Raw genomic sequence first — 15,454 nt, forward strand, 5'->3', positions numbered from 1 at the left:
CGGCCCAGCAACCTCGCGCGAGGTTGCTGGGCCGCCGTCAGGTAGTTCGGGGAAGTACAGTTGTAGCACAATAGGGGCCATGACTTCAGACTTCGACGGATCGACCGGCGTCCCGTCCCGGGTGTGGAACTTCCTCAGGGGACCGCGCTTCATCGATCTGCCGATCCGTCTGCTCGCCCTCATCATGGGCCTGACGATCCTCGTGCCCGGCTCCTTCGAGATCACCGAACCCCGCTATTCGACGCTGCTCATCCTCGCCTACGGACTCATCGTCTTAGCCAGCTTCCTGCCGCTGAGCATCGTCATCGCAACGACCGGTCTGGGCATCGGATTCTCCATGCTCTACCCGGATCTCGAGAACATGTTCCCCGAGGCGCTCATCCTCGCCACCGCGGTCCTCATCAGCCGCCGCCGCTGGATCGGCTTCGCCCTCGGCACCATCGGACTGGCCGTCTACCTCGGCGTCTCGACCCGGCTCGGATCCTATGACGCCGGCTTCGAAGGACTCACCGACTTAGGCTACGGCTGGCTGACCTACTCGATCCTCGGTCTGTGCGCATCCTTCGTCGAGGCCCGTATCCGCAGCGAGATCGACCGCCGCGAACGTGCCGCAGTCGAACACCAGAAGTCCCTCGATGCCATGCGTGCCCGCTTCACCAGCGACATGCACGACACCATCTCGCACTCGCTGACCACCGAGTCCGCGATCATCCGCACCCTGGCGAGGGAAAGCGATTCCGAGTCCGCGGACCGCCTCCTCGCCGAGCTGGCGCTGGTCAACGCCGAAGCCACCAAGCGACTCCGGCAGCTGGTGACGAGCCTGAGCAAGTGGGAGACCGAAAGCTGCACCGGGGACTCCGCGACCTCCCGGATCCGATTCCGCGCCGAGGCGGAGCAGCTGACGACCGCGATCGAAGACGGGTGCGCGGCCGGTTCCGTTCCGCTGACCACCGAACTCTCCCCGCTGCCGACCCATGCGACCGGCACCATGTCACACCATTTCCGGGCCGTCATGCTCGAGCTCGCCACGAACGTCATCCGCTACTCCGTCCCCGGCACCCCCGCCACCCTCGTCGTCGAAATGCGAGACGGCAGCGGCAGCCGAGCCGAACTGCTCTGCCGCAGCACGAACGCATCCCCGACCACGTTGACTCAGGCCCCGCGGTCGTTGTCGCGCCGTGCCAGGGCCGTGGGCGGCGTCTGCCGGGTGGGCGCGGATGACCAGAAGAGAACCGTCGTCGAGGTGGCCCTGCCGATCCGTTTCATCTCCGGTTCCGTGTCGGCTGCCTCCGACGAAGCCATGATCGACGTCGTCGATGACGACTTCGACGCCAGCCCCGAGGCGGCCGGTGCGACGACAGCGTCCGTTCCGATCACTGGGCCCGCCAGCTCCGCTGACTCCGGCACTGCTGTCTCCGCCGACGCTGCTGACGGGAAGACCGACCTCAGCACCGACGACCGCCGCACGAAGGGCGACCGAGACAAGGTCGACGCCTGATGACGTCGCGCCCATACACGGTCTCGGACGCGACTCCGGCGACCGCTCAGTCGACCAGTAAAGTCATGACCTCGGAATCCACCGACCGCACTTCCGTCCTCGTCGTCGATGACGATTCGTGGACGACGCGGGCGGTCGGAGCGGCGCTGACTGATGCGGGTTCCTTCCGTGTGCTCGACCCCGTCCACTCCGGCGAGGAGGCCATCGCTGCCTTCGACGCCGAGCGTCCCGACCTCGTCCTCATGGACGTCAACATGCCGCCGGGAATGAGCGGCGTCGATGCGACGGCGGCGATCATCGACCTCGACCCCGACGCCCGAGTCGTGCTCCTGACGACCGTGTCGCCCGGGCCCGGAATCGCCCGCGGGCTCGAGGCCGGAGCACATGCCGTTCTCAACAAGACGGCAGGGGAGAGGGAACTCGTCTCGATCGTGCGGGCCGCCTCGGCGGGGGAGAGCCCAGAGCTGCTCAGAGGACTGGCCGAGGACATCGTCATCAGCGGTGACCAGCTGCCCGACGCTCCCGAGGCGGCTCCGCAGCTGACCGCACGCGAGATGGATCTGCTCACCCTGCTCTGCCAGGGCCACGGCTACGAGGAGATCGCCGCCGCCCAATCGGTGGCCATGTCCACCGTGAAATCGCACGCGCGCAACCTGCGCATCAAACTGGGCGCGCGCAACCTCGCTCAGCTCGTCGTCCGCGCGCTGCAGTTCAAATTCTTCTCCCCGGAATGACCCATCCCCACCGAGGCGGCCGGTCACGTTGAAGCAAGCCCTCCCGACCGCGTGCAGTCGTTGACTACAGTGGGAGCATGACCGAGACCGCGAGCCCGCCACTGTCCCGCCTCATCCGGGACACGGAGGGGCTCCTCCTGCCGTTGACCGAAATGGCTGACGACGTCGCGATCACTCGCGTCGAATTCGGGTTCGATCTGCCGAAGGCGCCCACCGATTCGTCGGCCGCACCGCACACAGGGCCGCACACCGCTTCACCCGCCGAGGCGGCCGGCCGCGCTTCCCTGGCCGGCACCGTCGTCCTCGCCACCGAACCGGTGCGCAGCCCTGCCGGACTCGATGCCGTGCTGAGCGCCCATGCGGGAGCCGCCGCCCTCGTCGTTCCGCCCGGAACGCACAGCCACCTCGGCGATGGGGTCGACCTGCGGGGGACCACGGGCGAGGTTCCGGTCCTCCTCGAACGCTCACCCCATGTGACCTGGTCGGAGATCCTCGTGCATCTGCGGCAGCTCACCGAAGGTGCGACGAGCGCCCTGGCCTGGCCCGACGTCGACGATCTGAGCGCTCTGGCTGCCGTCATCGCCGAAACCACGGGTGCATCGATCACGATCGAAGACCCGACCTCGCGTGTGCTCGCTCATGCCAACCTCGGCGACGAACTCGATGAGATCCGACGCGAGACGATCCTGTCCGGGGCCATCCCCGACTGGCGGATCGCCGAGCTCGAGGAATCCGGATTCCTCGACACGATCCGCCGTTCGACCGACGTCGTCGAACGCCCTGCCGAAGGCACGTCACCGGCCCGGTCGGTCATCGCTCTGCGCAGCGAAGGTGAGCTCATCGGCACGATCTGGGCTGCCTACCCGGCCGAGGTCGACCCGGAACCGCTGCGCGAGGTGCTGCGTGACGCCGCCCGCGCGGCCCTGCCCGTGATGCTGCGGACCCTGCGCCGGTCACCGTTCGAGAAGCGCATCCGCCGGGAGGCGCTCGGCGCGATCCTCGCCGGTTCGGCCGACCTCGGGCCGTCGGCGACCCTGCTGTCGCTGCCGTTCTCCGGCAGCTTCTGCGTCCTTGCCTTCACCGAAGTGGCCCCCGACAGAGAGCCCGTCCTGCGGTTCCATCTGCGGGCCGCCTTCGCCGATGCCGTGCTCGCGCACGTGAGCTCCGCAGGCGCGGGTCCTGCAGGTGCGGGGCAGTCCCGTGCCGGTTCAGCTTCTATCGGTCCTGCAGGTGCCGTCTCCGCGCATGCCGGCGCGGGCCGAGCAGCCGCCGGAGAGCGAGTGCACCTCGCGGCATTGGTGCAGATGAGCGAGCCGACGAGTGCCGATCAGGTGCGCGATCACGTGATCGCCGCCCTGCGCAGGTCCCTGCCGAAGACGGAGACTCTGTGCTTCGGAGTCGGCACACCGGTCGACCGGCTCGATGCCGTGCATCGATCGTGGACCGAAGCTGCATACGTCGTCGACGCTGTGCAGAGCAGCACCGAAGACGACGGTGGTGCGAACGACGATGACGGCGAAGAGACCGCGAGCCGGAAGCGTTCGGGTACGTATGGAAGTCAGGGTGCCCACGGCCGGATCGTCGGCGCGACGATCCGCGACGTCGCTGCGAGAGTCGTCGGTCTGCAGGTCGCCGATGTGCTGCTGTCCGCGGACGACCAGTCGATCGGTGGAGGTCGAGTGCCTGTGGGCCAGCGAGGTTCTGCGGATCAGCGGGGTCCCGGCGGCGGAGTCCTCGCCCCGGCACAGGCCCTGGCCGCTCACGACGAACTGCACAACGGCAGCCTGCTCGAAACCCTGCGCGTCTACTTCGCCACGGTCGGCAACTCGGCCGAGGCATCCCGCCGACTGCATGTGCACACGAACTCGCTGCGACACCGTCTCGGTCGCATCGAAGAGATCACCGGACTCTCGACAGCGGAGCCGGCCGACAGGCTCTGGCTCGAACTCTCGGTGCTCGCTTTCGACCGGTCGTGAGAAACCTACAACCAGCGTTGGCGAAGATTGGCGAATAATCGTCCGTCCTCCGAGGTCAGCCGTCCTAAAGTGACAACAGATCTCAAACAAAGGACGTTATGCCCAGTCACCACCATGCGATTCCGAACCGTCGCACCCGCGCCATCCGAGCCATCGCAGAGAACAGCGCTCCGCCCGCCGACTCTGCCGTTTCCGTGCAGTCCTCCTCCGCGCCCACACGGTCGGACGCCGTTTCCACACAGTCAGCCGCCGTCCCCGCGCTGACCGACGATGCCGCAGTGCTCGGACTCATGGATCTCGACTGGGTCGACACGGCCTTCGAACGGCTGACCTCGGCATTCGCATCGGATCACGAAGTGCTCCACGCAGTGGCCTGCAAGGCAGTGCCGCTGCCATCGCTGCTGAGCCGCTATGCCGAAATGGGAGCCGGCTGCGAAGTCGCCAGCCCCGGTGAACTCGAACTCGCCCTCTCGGCCGGATTCGCCCCCGAACGCATCGTCTTCGACTCACCGGCCAAGACCTGGGCCGAATTGAACCGGGCCGTCAACCTCGGTGTCTCGATCAACGTCGACAACTTCGACGAACTCGCCCGCCTCGACACGATCTTGACGGACGGGAACAGCGCGACTGCCACGGCCGCCTCGGCGAGGATCGGGGTCCGGATCAATCCGCAGTCGGGCACGGGCCTGATCGGTGCCCTGAGCACCGCCACACAAACCTCGAAATTCGGTATCGGCCTCGCCGACTCGGGCTCTCGCGAAGCCCTCATCGAGGCCTTTCTGGCTCGCCCGTGGCTGAACCAGATCCACGTCCACTCGGGGTCGCAGGGCATCAGCCTCGACAAGGCCGCCGTCGGAATCCGCGCCGCCGTCGACCTCGCCGAGGAGATCAACTCCCGCGCCTCGGCCCGCCGGATCACGCGCATCGACATCGGCGGGGGACTGTCGGTGAACTTCGACGGCGAGGACATCGCTCCGACCTTCGCCGACTACCGCGCGGTGCTCGAGGAGCAGGTGCCGGGCCTGTTCGACTTCGACATCGTCACCGAATTCGGCCGCGCCCTCCTCGCCAAGGCCGGCACCGTCCTCACCCGCGTCGAATACGCGAAGACCACCGGCGGGCGCCGCATCGCCATGACCCAGGCCGGCGTCCAGGTCGCCACCCGCACCGCCTATGCCCCGAACGACTGGCCCCTGCGGATCCTGCCGTTCACCCCGGACGGGAACCCCAAGATCGCCGAGGCGGCCGACTCCGAAATCGTCCCGACCGACGTCGCCGGTCCCGCCTGCTTCTCCGGAGATCTCCTGGCCCGGGATCGGATGCTGCCGCGCCTCGACGCGGGCGACCTCGTCGCCGTGCCCGAGACGGGCGCCTACTACTTCTCGAACCCGTTCTCCTACAACCTGCTCCCGCGTGTGCCCATCTTCGGCTATCGCACCGCACCCGACGGCGGCACGGAGTTCTTCCTCATCCGCCGCGGGCAGACGATCGCCGAAGTCCTCGCCGAGGCGGGGGAGACCGAACTGCGCGCGCTGAGTCCGGACAGGGGTGACTTCGCTGCCGAACCCATTGCGCAAGGCAGCTGATTTCGAGCCGCCTGTGGCATCTGCACAGTGACCGGCAAGCATATTTGTGTGTTGTTGTGCCGTTTTCACGTCACTTCGAACGTAGAGTGATGGAGAACACATCTGTCCTGACCCGGGGGAACATCCCGATTCGCCCGGGTCAGGGGAGCACAAGTGAATCACCGCACGAGAAGAAAGACAAAGATGTTCACTTCACACTCAATGCGCAGAGGCTGGCAACGGTGCCTGGCCGGAGTCGCAGCACTGGCCCTTGCCGGATCGATGGCCACCTCCCCGGCGCAGGCCGCCACCTCGGAAGCTCCGGCCTCCGACAACGTGCTGCGGATCGCTACCGACGGATTCATCGACTCCTTCAACCCATTCACCTCCTTCTACCTCGTGCCGACGAACACTTTCCGGTACATGTACGAGAACCTCGTGGCCAACGACGCCAAGGACGGCTCGGTCACCGAGGGACTCGCCACCGAATGGAACACGGACTCCGAGGGCAAGGTCTGGACCTACACGATCCGTCCGGACATGAAGTGGTCCGATGGTGAACCGCTGACGGCGAAGGACGTCGCCTGGACCTACAACCAGATGATGGAGAAGGAAGAGATGGCGGTGGCCAACGGCAGCCTCGTCGAGAACTTCGACAAGGTCGAGGCCCCCGATGACGGCACCGTCAAGATCACCCTGAAGAAGCCGCAGGCGAACAACCCCGGCCAGGAGATCCCCGTCGTGCCCGAGCACGTGTGGTCGAAGGTCGACAAGCCCGGCGAATTCAAGAATGACAAGAAGTCCGTCGGCTCGGGACCGTTCCAGCTCGAGAGCTACGAAGCGAACAAGTCGATCACGCTCAAGGCGAACCCGAACTTCTGGCGCGGCAAGCCGAAGCTCGACGAGATTCAGTACCGCTACTACACGAACTCCGACGCCCAGGTGCAGGCGATCCGCTCCGGCGAAGTCGACTTCATCACCGGGCTCAGCCCCGACCAGTTCACGGCGCTGGAGGATGCGGACAACGTCGAACTCAATGACGGCAACGGCCGCCGCTTCAACGGAATCTCCATCAACTCGGGAATCGCCGACTCGAAGGACAAAGAATTCGGCACCGGGCACGAGGCGCTGAAGGACAAGAAGGTCCGCCAGGCCATCCGTGCCGGCATCGACTCCGAGACCCTGCGCAAACAGGTCATGCAGGACTATGCGCAGCCGGCCACGAGCTTCATCCCAGCCGTCTACCCTGACTGGGCACTCAAGTCCGACAACCCCGTCATCAGCGGATTCGACGTCAAGAAGGCGAAGAAGCTCCTCGACGACGCCGGCTGGAAGGAAGGATCCGACGGCATCCGCGAGAAGGACGGTGAGAAGCTCGAGCTGCGTTTCCTCACCGATGCCGATATTCCGACCGAGCAGAGCACCGCGAAGTTCCTGAAGCCGTGGATGAAGGACATCGGCATCGACCTGAAGAACGAATCGACCGATGCCGATACCGAGTCCGAGCGCACCACCAAGGGCGACTACGACATGTACTTCTCCGGCTGGTCGATCAACCCCGATCCCGACTATCAGCTGAGCATCAACACCTGCGGCCAGCGCCCCGATGCCGAAGGCAACGGCGGCACCAGCCAGGACGGTTGGTGCAACAAGGAATTCGACAAGCTCTACAAGGCTCAGCACGTCGAACTCGATCAGGCCAAGCGACAGGACCTCGTGCAGAAGGCACTGGCCATCCACTACGAGGAGACCCCCTCGGTGACGCTGTGGTACCCGAACCAGCTCGAGGCCTACCGCTCCGACCGGTTCGATAACTTCACGAAACAGCCCACTGACGGCGGCGCCATCGCCAACCAGGTCGGCTACTGGGGATACTCCTCGGTCGAACCCGTCAGCGAAGAGGAAGCCACCGGCGGCGGAATGGGCGCCGGCGGTTGGATCGGCATCGGGGCCGCGGTCATCGTCGTCCTCGGCGGAGGCGGCTGGCTGCTCAGTCGACGCAAGAAGTCCGACGACCGCGAATAGTCCCCACACCCACAGTCCGGGTGCCGCACCTCAAGCACCACCTGCGGCACCCGGACCCTTGGGCCTGTCCCCACCACCTGGAGCACCACAGTGAGCACACCCACCCACGATCCCCATTCCACGGATTCCACGCAGGCGACCGCGAACGTCGACACCGTCGATATGGACGAGCCACCGGCAGGCGGATCGTTCGCCCGTTACCTCCTGCGCAAGCTCGGCGGTGCCGCGACGTCGATGGTGCTGGTCATCCTGCTCGGCTTCTTCGCCTTCCGCATGCTGCCCGGCGATCCCGTGCTCAAGATCGCGAAGGAACGGCCGATGTCCCCGGCGCAGATCGCCGAACTGCGCAGCCAGTACGGACTCGACAAACCCGTCATCATGCAGTTCTGGGACTACCTCGTCGGCATCGTCACCGGCGACCTCGGCGAGTCCTACGTGTATCGGAAATCCGTGTCCTCGCTCATCGGCGACTACCTCGGCCCGACTCTGCTGCTCACCGCCACCGCGGCCGTCATCGCCATCGTCATGGGCCTGTGGCTCGGACAGCTCTCGGCCTGGCGACGCAATACGCTGTTCGACAAGGTCGCGTCCTCGACCTCGCTGATCTTCTGGTCCGTGCCCACGTTCTGGCTCGGCCTCATCCTGCTCATGATCTTCGGCGGCACCCTCCAATGGCTGCCCACCGGCGGCATGATCACTCCAGGTCTCGACCCGTGGTCGCCTGCCGGGATAATCGACGTCATCAAACACCTCATCCTCCCGGTCGTCTCGCTCGTCGCCGTCGTCTATGCACAGTTCCTCATGATCATGCGCGCCTCCCTGCTCGAGGAGATGAGCGAGGACTACCTCACGACAGCCCGGGCGAAGGGCCTCACCGAGGATGAGGTCCGCCGCCGTCACGCCGTGCCCAATGCGCTGCTGCCGACCGTCACCGTCGTCTTCCTCCACATCGGAGGCCTCATCGCCGGCGCCGTCACCGTCGAAGCCGTGTTCTCGTGGCCGGGGCTGGGCAAACTCACCTTCGAAGCCATCCGCGGCCCCGACCTGCCGCTGCTGCAGGGCACCTTCGTCGTGTTCTCGGCGATCATCATCGTGATGAACCTCGCCGCCGACATCGTCTACCGATTCCTCGATCCCCGCGTCAGGAGGGCCTGATGAGCGCGAACACCCCCGCCGAGGCGGCCCCCGGCCCCTCATCGAACGAACCGGATCCGCGTGGATCGGGTTCCCGCACGTCGACCTCAGCCGTCGACGGTGCGAAGCTCGTACGCGAACGCCGGCTGAACAACGCGAAGAAGAACTGGGCGCTCTTCCGCTCCGACGTCCCCGCACTCATCGGCGCCGTCGTGCTCCTCTTCTTCGTCATCATTGCGATCGCCGCCCCGCTCATCGCACCGGCGTCGATGCTCGACGTCACGAAGCAGCTCGACGTTGACCGCTACGCTCCGCCGAGTCTCGACCACCCGCTGGGCACCGACGACTTCGGCCGGGAGATGTGGGTGCGCATCCTCTGGGGAGCCCGCGTCTCGATCCTCGTCGGCGTCGCCGCGACCGTCATGTCGATGGTCATCGGCACCATCATGGGTCTGGCCGCCGGTCACTTCACGGGACTGTTCGGCGGGATCATCATGCGCATCGTCGACTTCTTCATCGTCCTGCCCTCCCTGCTGCTGGCGATCGTGCTGTCCTCCGTGTTGGAGCGCGGAGTCTTCACGATCGTCGTCGCCATCGGGCTGACCTCATGGGCGTCGACGGCACGGATCGTGCGGTCGCAGACGTTGAGCGTCGAATCCCGGCTCTACATCGAACGGGCGCGCATCCTCGGTGCCGGTCATTCCCATATCCTGTTCCGTCACCTGCTGCCGGCGGTGATGCCGCTCGTGCTCGCGAATACGACCCTGACGGTCGGCGGGGCGATCATCGCCGAATCGACGCTGTCGTTCCTCGGCCTCGGCGATACGTCGAAGGAGTCGTGGGGCACGATCCTGAAGAACTCGATGGACGTGTCCGCGGCGACCTCCGGCTACTGGTGGTACGTGCTCACCCCGGGCATCGCGATCCTGCTGGTCGTGCTCGCATTCACGATGGTCGGGCGCGCGTTCGAGGCCATCATCAACCCCGCCCTGAGGAGCCGCTGATGACCGATCTGAGCTTTGAGAACGTCTCGATCACCTACCGCTCCTCCTCCGACCGCGGGGACGTCGTCGCCGTGGAGGACGTCAGCCTCGACCTGCCTGCCGGGGCCACCTTGGGCATTGCGGGAGAGTCCGGGTCGGGGAAGTCGACGCTGATCATGTCGGCTCTGCGCCTGCTGCCGAAGTCCGCGCGCCTCGACGGGCGGGTCCTCCTCGGCGGGCAGGACATCCGGGAGCTGAGCTTCGGCCAGATCCGCGCGGTCCGGTGGGCACAGGCATCGATCGTCTTCCAAGGAGCCCTGCACTCGCTCAACCCCGTGCGCGAGGTCGGGAGTCAGATCATCGAAGCCCTCGAGCACCATTCGAAGGGCACGTGGACGACTCCGCAGAAGCGCCGAGACCGGATGTTCGAACTCCTCGCCGAGGTCAACCTCGAAGCCGCGAAGTCGAGTGCGTATCCACACGAGCTCTCCGGCGGGCAGAAGCAGCGGATCATGATCGCCATGGCGCTCGCCTGCGAACCCGACATCATCATCGCCGACGAACCGACCACCGCCCTCGACGTCATCGTGCAGAAGCAGATCCTCTCCGGCCTGGCCCGCCTCGTCGCCGAACGCGGAATCTCCCTGCTGATGATCAGCCACGACCTCGCCGTGCTCTCGGCCGTCTGCGCGGACCTCGCGATCATGCGCCACGGCTGCCTCGTCGAATACGGGCCCAGCGACAAGGTGTGCCTGTCCCCGCAGGAGGATTACACGAAGCAGCTCGCCGGTGCATTTCCGCAGATCGGGGACTCCGAATCCCGGCTGAATCCCCGGACGCTCAAACCCGCCGAGGTGGCCCGGGCCGAACCGTTCACCATGACGGATGAGGTGGTGCTCGAGGCGAAGGACCTCAGTGTCTCATTCGACACCCGACGGGGCCGCGAACGCGCGGTGCGCGGGGTGGATCTGAAGCTGCGGAAGGCGGAGATCCTCGCCGTCGTCGGCCAGTCCGGTTCGGGGAAGACGACTCTGGCACGGTCGCTGCTCGGACTGCAGGAGGTGGAACCGGGTTCGCAGCTGTCGTTCGCCGGCAAACCGCTGCCGCGGAAGACGAAGGAGCTGCGGACTTTCCGGCGGCAGGTGCAGATGATTCTGCAGGACCCGGCCGGGTCGCTCAATCCCAAGCGCAGCGTGTATGAAGCCGTGGTCGAGGGCCTGAAGGTGCAGGGGATCAAGGATCGCGAGTATGAGCGGGTCATCGGTGCGCTCGAAGCCGCCGAGCTCACTCCGGCCGAGGACTATCTCGAGTCGATTCCGCAGGAGCTCTCGGGCGGGCAGCGGCAGCGCGTCGTCATCGCCGGTGCTCTGGCTCTCGACCCGCAGGTGCTGATCGCCGACGAACCTGTCGCGTCTTTGGACGCGTCCGTGCGCGGAGAGATCCTGTCGCTGTTCCTCGCGCTGAAGAAGAACCTCGGAATGAGTGCGCTCATCATCACCCACGACCTCGGGCTGGCGTGGAACATCGCGGATACCGTGGCCGTGATGAAAAGAGGCGAGATCGTCGAATACGGTGAGGTCGACAGGGTGCTGTCCGATCCGCAGCACGAATACACGCAGGAGCTGCTCGCAGCGGTTCCACGTTTGGGAAGTCAGAGCTTGGTGAGGAATGAGTGAGTCGGAGTTCGTAGGGGTTGATCGCGCGGCTGAGGTCGGTCGTACGACCGAGGTCGAGTTCGCCGGTGCAGATGAGCCGAGTCCGTACCTCGAATCGGCCCCCTTGGCTGCTGGTGACACCGTTCGGCTGATCGCACCGTCGGGACCCACCGACGAGGAATCGCTGCAGCGCGCGATCGCCCAACTCGAATCCTGGGGCCTCAAGGTCGTACCAGGTGACAACGTCCGCGCGCGTCACCCGCGGGTGAAGTACCTGGCCGGCACGGACGCCGAACGCCGCGCTGATCTCGTCGACGCGTGGTGCGATCCGGACACGGATGCAGTCATCGCGCTGCGCGGCGGATTCGGAGCCATGCGACTGCTCGACGGCATCGACTTCGACCTCATGCGCCGGCACATGCTGCGCCGAGACGGCCGCCCCAAACTGCTCACAGGGTCCTCGGACATCACCGCCCTCCACCAGGCTTGGGAGCACCACCTCGGCGTGGCGACTCTGTTCTGCCCGATGGTCGGCAACGACCCGTTCAAGAACTCGACGGTCGTCCCGGACGAGGTGGCCTCATGGCTGTTCCAACCCTGGGGCGGCCGCGAACTCGGCTTCCCCGCAGAAGAACCTGCAGGCAGCCTCGCCTCGGGCGTGGCTGCTCGCCCGCTCAGCCGGGCTCAGACTCTCGTTCCGGGGACGGCGAAGGGCCGCCTCGGCGGGGGAAATCTCAGTCTCATCGCCGCTGGGATGGGCAGTCCCGAGCTCATCGATGTGCGGGAACGACGCGAGCGGCGCGGTCCGAGCATCCTCATGCTCGAAGACGTCGACGAGGAGCTGTACCGACTCGACAATCTCATGGTGCAGCTGGTCCGTGGTGGGTGGTTCACCTCGGCGGATGCGGTGGTGCTCGGGTCGTGGGAGGACTGCGCGCCTGTGCACGAGGTCGAGGCGCTGATGATCGACTACCTCGGCGGTCTGGGGATTCCGATTGTGTCGGAGATGGGATTCGGCCACGATCCCGATGCGCCGAGTGTCCCGCTCGGCGTCGATGTCACCCTCGACGCGGAGCCGGGGGAGCGGCCGCGACTGCGGGTGGATCACGCGGGCGGGCAGGCATGATCGCGCCTACGAAGCGCGGGTGGCCGCACCCGGCGGGGCGGACGCGCCCCGGGCAGGCAGACAAGATCGAAACGAGACTGTTAGGAGCACGATGATGAGCGAACTGAAATTCGACGGACTGCCCGGAGTGCGCTTCAGCGCTCTGGCCTTCGACGTCGACAGTGGGGAACGGGTGTTCGCCCACAATGAGAACGACGAACTCGATACGGCCAGCATGGGCAAGGTCTTCCTGCTCCACACTGCCCTGCAGATGTATAAGGATGGCACTCTTGACCTGGAAGAACGCCTGCATCGGCGACCGTCTGAGCGGGTTGACGAGTCCGGGATCTGGTACCTCATGGAGCAGGACGATCTGAGCATCTTCGACGTCGCTCTGCTCATCGGCGCGTTCAGCGACAACTTCGCCACGAACGTGCTCATCCGCAGAGTCGGGCTGGAGAATGTCGCCGATCAGGTGGAGAAGCTCGGGTACCGGAACTCGGGTCTGCACGACTTCCTGCGCTGGCCGCGGCCGGCCAAGGCACCGCGGACACTGTCGACGGGAACTGCCGCCGAGATCAGTGATTTCATGTCCCGACATGCCAAGGACGAGTTCTGGGACGAGTCGACGAACGAGGTCTTCCGGCGCTGGTTGGGAGCCGGCGCGGACACCTCGATGGTCGCCTCGGCGTTCGATCTCGACCCGCTCGCGCATTACAACTATCAGCGCGACGTGTGGGTCTGGAACAAGACCGGCACGAACGGGACGATCAGAGCCGACGCCGGGATCGTGATGACCCCGCAGCGCCGGGTCGCCTATGCGGTGTTCGCGAACTGGGAGCCGGGCACCGACCGGGTTGTCGACGTCATGCCCGTCATGCGCGCGGCCGGCGACGCGATCCACCGGTTCCTCTGAGCGCGATCATGAGGGCAAGCGCGACTTCGGCCGCAAGCGCGACTTTGGCTGCAAGCGTGGCTGCGGTGGTCTCCCTTGCCCTCGATCGCGCTTCGGCGCGGAGAACCGTGGGGTAGTCTGGTGGGCGATGTCCGACACGATCTACCTCACAGGCGAAGCGAAGGCTCCGTCGAACAACCCGATCACCAGCCAGTTCGGTCTGTTCTACGTGGCGTTCGAGATCGAACCGGACACCCACCGAATCCTCGATGTGGACTGCACGGCGACGTTGGCTCTGACCCGAAACTTCATTCGGAGCCTGTTCGTCGATGCCGACATCACGGACCCCGGTCGACTGATAGAGCGCATCCAGCGCCGCTACCACGGATCCTCGCAGAAGGCGCTGATCACGGCAGTGAACAACGCCGCGAAGAAGTACCGCGAGGTTGCCGCTCAGTAGCGCGTCCGACCACCCCGATTGCCCGGGCCCTCACCGGACCGGATCCGATCGACAACTGCACATTGCTCCATCCCGCACGGCATCCTCGGTGCCGCTGTCGGCACTGCCCATCGGTTGCACTGCCAGTGGCGCCGGCAACGGCGCCAACTGCTGCGTCTCCCGCAATGCCCCTGTCGAGATGGACGAATTCAATGAGGAAGTGTCGTTAGTGATCACGGACGGTTATCTATTCATCAGCCTGCTTCTGGCTATCTCCGCTGTACTCGTCGTCGCGGACCGGAGCGGGCGTTTCAAGCTCTTCAAGTATGTGCCCGGCTTCGTCATCCTCTACATCGTGGCCGCGCTGCTCAACACCATCGGCGTCTTCGACCACTCCAGCGGGGACATCGACGCGGTCGGCGATACCCTGCGTACGGCGCTGCTGCCCGCGATGATCCTGCTCATGCTGTTCAAGTGCGATGTCCGGCAGATCATCAAGCTCGGGCCGAAGCTGCTGCTCACCTTCGCCGTGACCGCGGGGAGCATCATCATCGGCTTCATCGTCAGCTACCTCATCCTGCACTCCAGTCTCGACCCCGAAGCGTGGAAGGCCCTCGGCGCGCTCAACGCCTCCTGGACGGGCGGTTCGGCGAACATGGTCGCGGTGCAGGAAGTCCTCCAGGCGCCCAAGAATGTGTTCGGCTATGTCCTCATCGTCGACACGGTGCTCTACTCCTTCTGGCTGCTGCTCGTCTTCTCCTCCGTGACTGTGTCCGACAAGTTCGACAAGTGGACGAAGGCCGATATGTCGAAGCTCGACTTCACCGATAAGGTCACCGCCGAGGAGGAGAAGCCGATGACGCTGTCGTCGATCTTCGGACTCATCGGATTCGCACTGCTGACCTCCGCCTTGGCGATCCGCCTCGGCGAGCTGCTGCCCGAGGTCGGAGCGGTCATCGACGGCACCGCGTGGACGATCCTCATCGTCAGCGTCCTCGGTCTCGCCATCGGATCGACTCGGTTCGGCAAAGCCGCCGGCTCCAACGAGCTCGCGACGATCCTGCTCTACCTCATCATCGGCATCATCGCCTCCGGCTCGGACTTCACCTCCCTGGCCGAAGCGCCGCTCTACCTGGTGGCGGGCATCATCGTCCTCGTCGTCCACATCGTCATCATGCTCATCTACGCGAAGCTCAGCCGCACCGAGCTCTTCAGCATCGCCGTGGCCAGCACCGCGAACATCGGCGGAATCGCCTCGGCGCCGGTCGTCGCGGGCGCCTTCAACCGGCAGCTCGTCCCCGTCGGTGTGCTGTTCGCGCTGATGGGCACGTTCCTGGGCACGTTCCTCGGCCTCTGGTCGGCCCAGATCCTGTCCGGGCTGGCATGATGAACGGACCATCCCAACCTCGCCGAGGCGTCCGACCACCCCAACGCGGACGCGCCGT

Annotated in this window: 12 protein-coding genes; all 12 read left to right on the top strand. The window is 65.8% G+C overall.

What is annotated here, in order from left to right:
• The first annotated feature begins 79 nt into the window (after positions 1–79).
• The 12 genes from BEP01S_RS05295 to BEP01S_RS05350 all read left to right on the top strand — a co-directional run bounded on the left by BEP01S_RS05295 (position 80) and on the right by BEP01S_RS05350 (position 15,396).
• On the top strand, positions 80–1,498 hold the full coding sequence (locus BEP01S_RS05295; protein ID WP_062241236.1) for a sensor histidine kinase: 1,419 nt from the start codon (positions 80–82) through the stop codon (positions 1,496–1,498).
• The gene (locus tag BEP01S_RS05300; RefSeq protein WP_244882093.1) at positions 1,498–2,232 is read left to right on the top strand and encodes a response regulator transcription factor; all 735 of its coding nucleotides are present in this window, start codon (positions 1,498–1,500) and stop codon (positions 2,230–2,232) included. The genes BEP01S_RS05295 and BEP01S_RS05300 overlap by 1 nt, the downstream gene beginning before the upstream one ends.
• Before the next feature lie 77 nt (positions 2,233–2,309).
• Complete coding sequence (locus BEP01S_RS05305; protein WP_062241238.1) at positions 2,310–4,208, top strand: PucR family transcriptional regulator; 1,899 nt, start codon at positions 2,310–2,312, stop codon at positions 4,206–4,208.
• A 98-nt stretch (positions 4,209–4,306) separates the two neighbouring features.
• Entirely contained in the window at positions 4,307–5,794 is a 1,488-nt protein-coding gene (locus tag BEP01S_RS05310; protein WP_083532562.1) for a type III PLP-dependent enzyme domain-containing protein, read from the top strand.
• 183 nt (positions 5,795–5,977) lie between these two features.
• On the top strand, positions 5,978–7,798 hold the full coding sequence (locus tag BEP01S_RS05315) for an ABC transporter substrate-binding protein (RefSeq protein ID WP_083532563.1): 1,821 nt from the start codon (positions 5,978–5,980) through the stop codon (positions 7,796–7,798).
• Positions 7,799–7,888: 90 nt separating this feature from the next.
• Positions 7,889–8,953, top strand: a complete 1,065-nt coding sequence (locus BEP01S_RS05320; protein WP_244882094.1) for an ABC transporter permease — start codon at positions 7,889–7,891, stop codon at positions 8,951–8,953.
• Positions 8,953–9,936 (top strand): ABC transporter permease, encoded by a 984-nt coding sequence (locus BEP01S_RS05325; protein ID WP_082018849.1) that lies wholly within the window; start codon positions 8,953–8,955, stop codon positions 9,934–9,936. Before BEP01S_RS05320 ends, BEP01S_RS05325 begins: the two co-directional genes overlap by 1 nt.
• Positions 9,936–11,591, top strand: a complete 1,656-nt coding sequence (locus BEP01S_RS05330; RefSeq protein WP_062241240.1) for an ATP-binding cassette domain-containing protein — start codon at positions 9,936–9,938, stop codon at positions 11,589–11,591. The genes BEP01S_RS05325 and BEP01S_RS05330 overlap by 1 nt, the downstream gene beginning before the upstream one ends.
• Entirely contained in the window at positions 11,584–12,696 is a 1,113-nt protein-coding gene (locus BEP01S_RS05335; protein ID WP_082819461.1) for a S66 peptidase family protein, read from the top strand. The genes BEP01S_RS05330 and BEP01S_RS05335 overlap by 8 nt, the downstream gene beginning before the upstream one ends.
• Positions 12,697–12,790: 94 nt before the next feature.
• The gene (locus BEP01S_RS05340) at positions 12,791–13,591 is read left to right on the top strand and encodes a serine hydrolase (protein WP_241897519.1); all 801 of its coding nucleotides are present in this window, start codon (positions 12,791–12,793) and stop codon (positions 13,589–13,591) included.
• Between the two features lie 127 nt (positions 13,592–13,718).
• Entirely contained in the window at positions 13,719–14,030 is a 312-nt protein-coding gene (locus BEP01S_RS05345) for a DUF3870 domain-containing protein (RefSeq protein ID WP_039208407.1), read from the top strand.
• A 208-nt stretch (positions 14,031–14,238) separates the two neighbouring features.
• On the top strand, positions 14,239–15,396 hold the full coding sequence (locus BEP01S_RS05350) for a DUF819 family protein (protein ID WP_062241288.1): 1,158 nt from the start codon (positions 14,239–14,241) through the stop codon (positions 15,394–15,396).
• Positions 15,397–15,454 lie beyond the last annotated feature (58 nt).

This window comes from Brevibacterium epidermidis NBRC 14811 (assembly GCF_001570805.1).
Lineage (GTDB): Bacteria > Actinomycetota > Actinomycetes > Actinomycetales > Brevibacteriaceae > Brevibacterium > Brevibacterium epidermidis.

Coding starts and splice junctions, on each gene's coding strand:
- BEP01S_RS05305 (WP_062241238.1), top strand. CDS start 2,310: ATGACCGAGACCGCGAGCCCGCCACTGTCCCGCCTCATCCGGGACACG.
- BEP01S_RS05345 (WP_039208407.1), top strand. CDS start 13,719: ATGTCCGACACGATCTACCTCACAGGCGAAGCGAAGGCTCCGTCGAAC.
- BEP01S_RS05330 (WP_062241240.1), top strand. CDS start 9,936: ATGACCGATCTGAGCTTTGAGAACGTCTCGATCACCTACCGCTCCTCC.
- BEP01S_RS05335 (WP_082819461.1), top strand. CDS start 11,584: ATGAGTGAGTCGGAGTTCGTAGGGGTTGATCGCGCGGCTGAGGTCGGT.
- BEP01S_RS05295 (WP_062241236.1), top strand. CDS start 80: ATGACTTCAGACTTCGACGGATCGACCGGCGTCCCGTCCCGGGTGTGG.
- BEP01S_RS05310 (WP_083532562.1), top strand. CDS start 4,307: ATGCCCAGTCACCACCATGCGATTCCGAACCGTCGCACCCGCGCCATC.
- BEP01S_RS05300 (WP_244882093.1), top strand. CDS start 1,498: ATGACGTCGCGCCCATACACGGTCTCGGACGCGACTCCGGCGACCGCT.
- BEP01S_RS05315 (WP_083532563.1), top strand. CDS start 5,978: ATGTTCACTTCACACTCAATGCGCAGAGGCTGGCAACGGTGCCTGGCC.
- BEP01S_RS05340 (WP_241897519.1), top strand. CDS start 12,791: ATGAGCGAACTGAAATTCGACGGACTGCCCGGAGTGCGCTTCAGCGCT.
- BEP01S_RS05325 (WP_082018849.1), top strand. CDS start 8,953: ATGAGCGCGAACACCCCCGCCGAGGCGGCCCCCGGCCCCTCATCGAAC.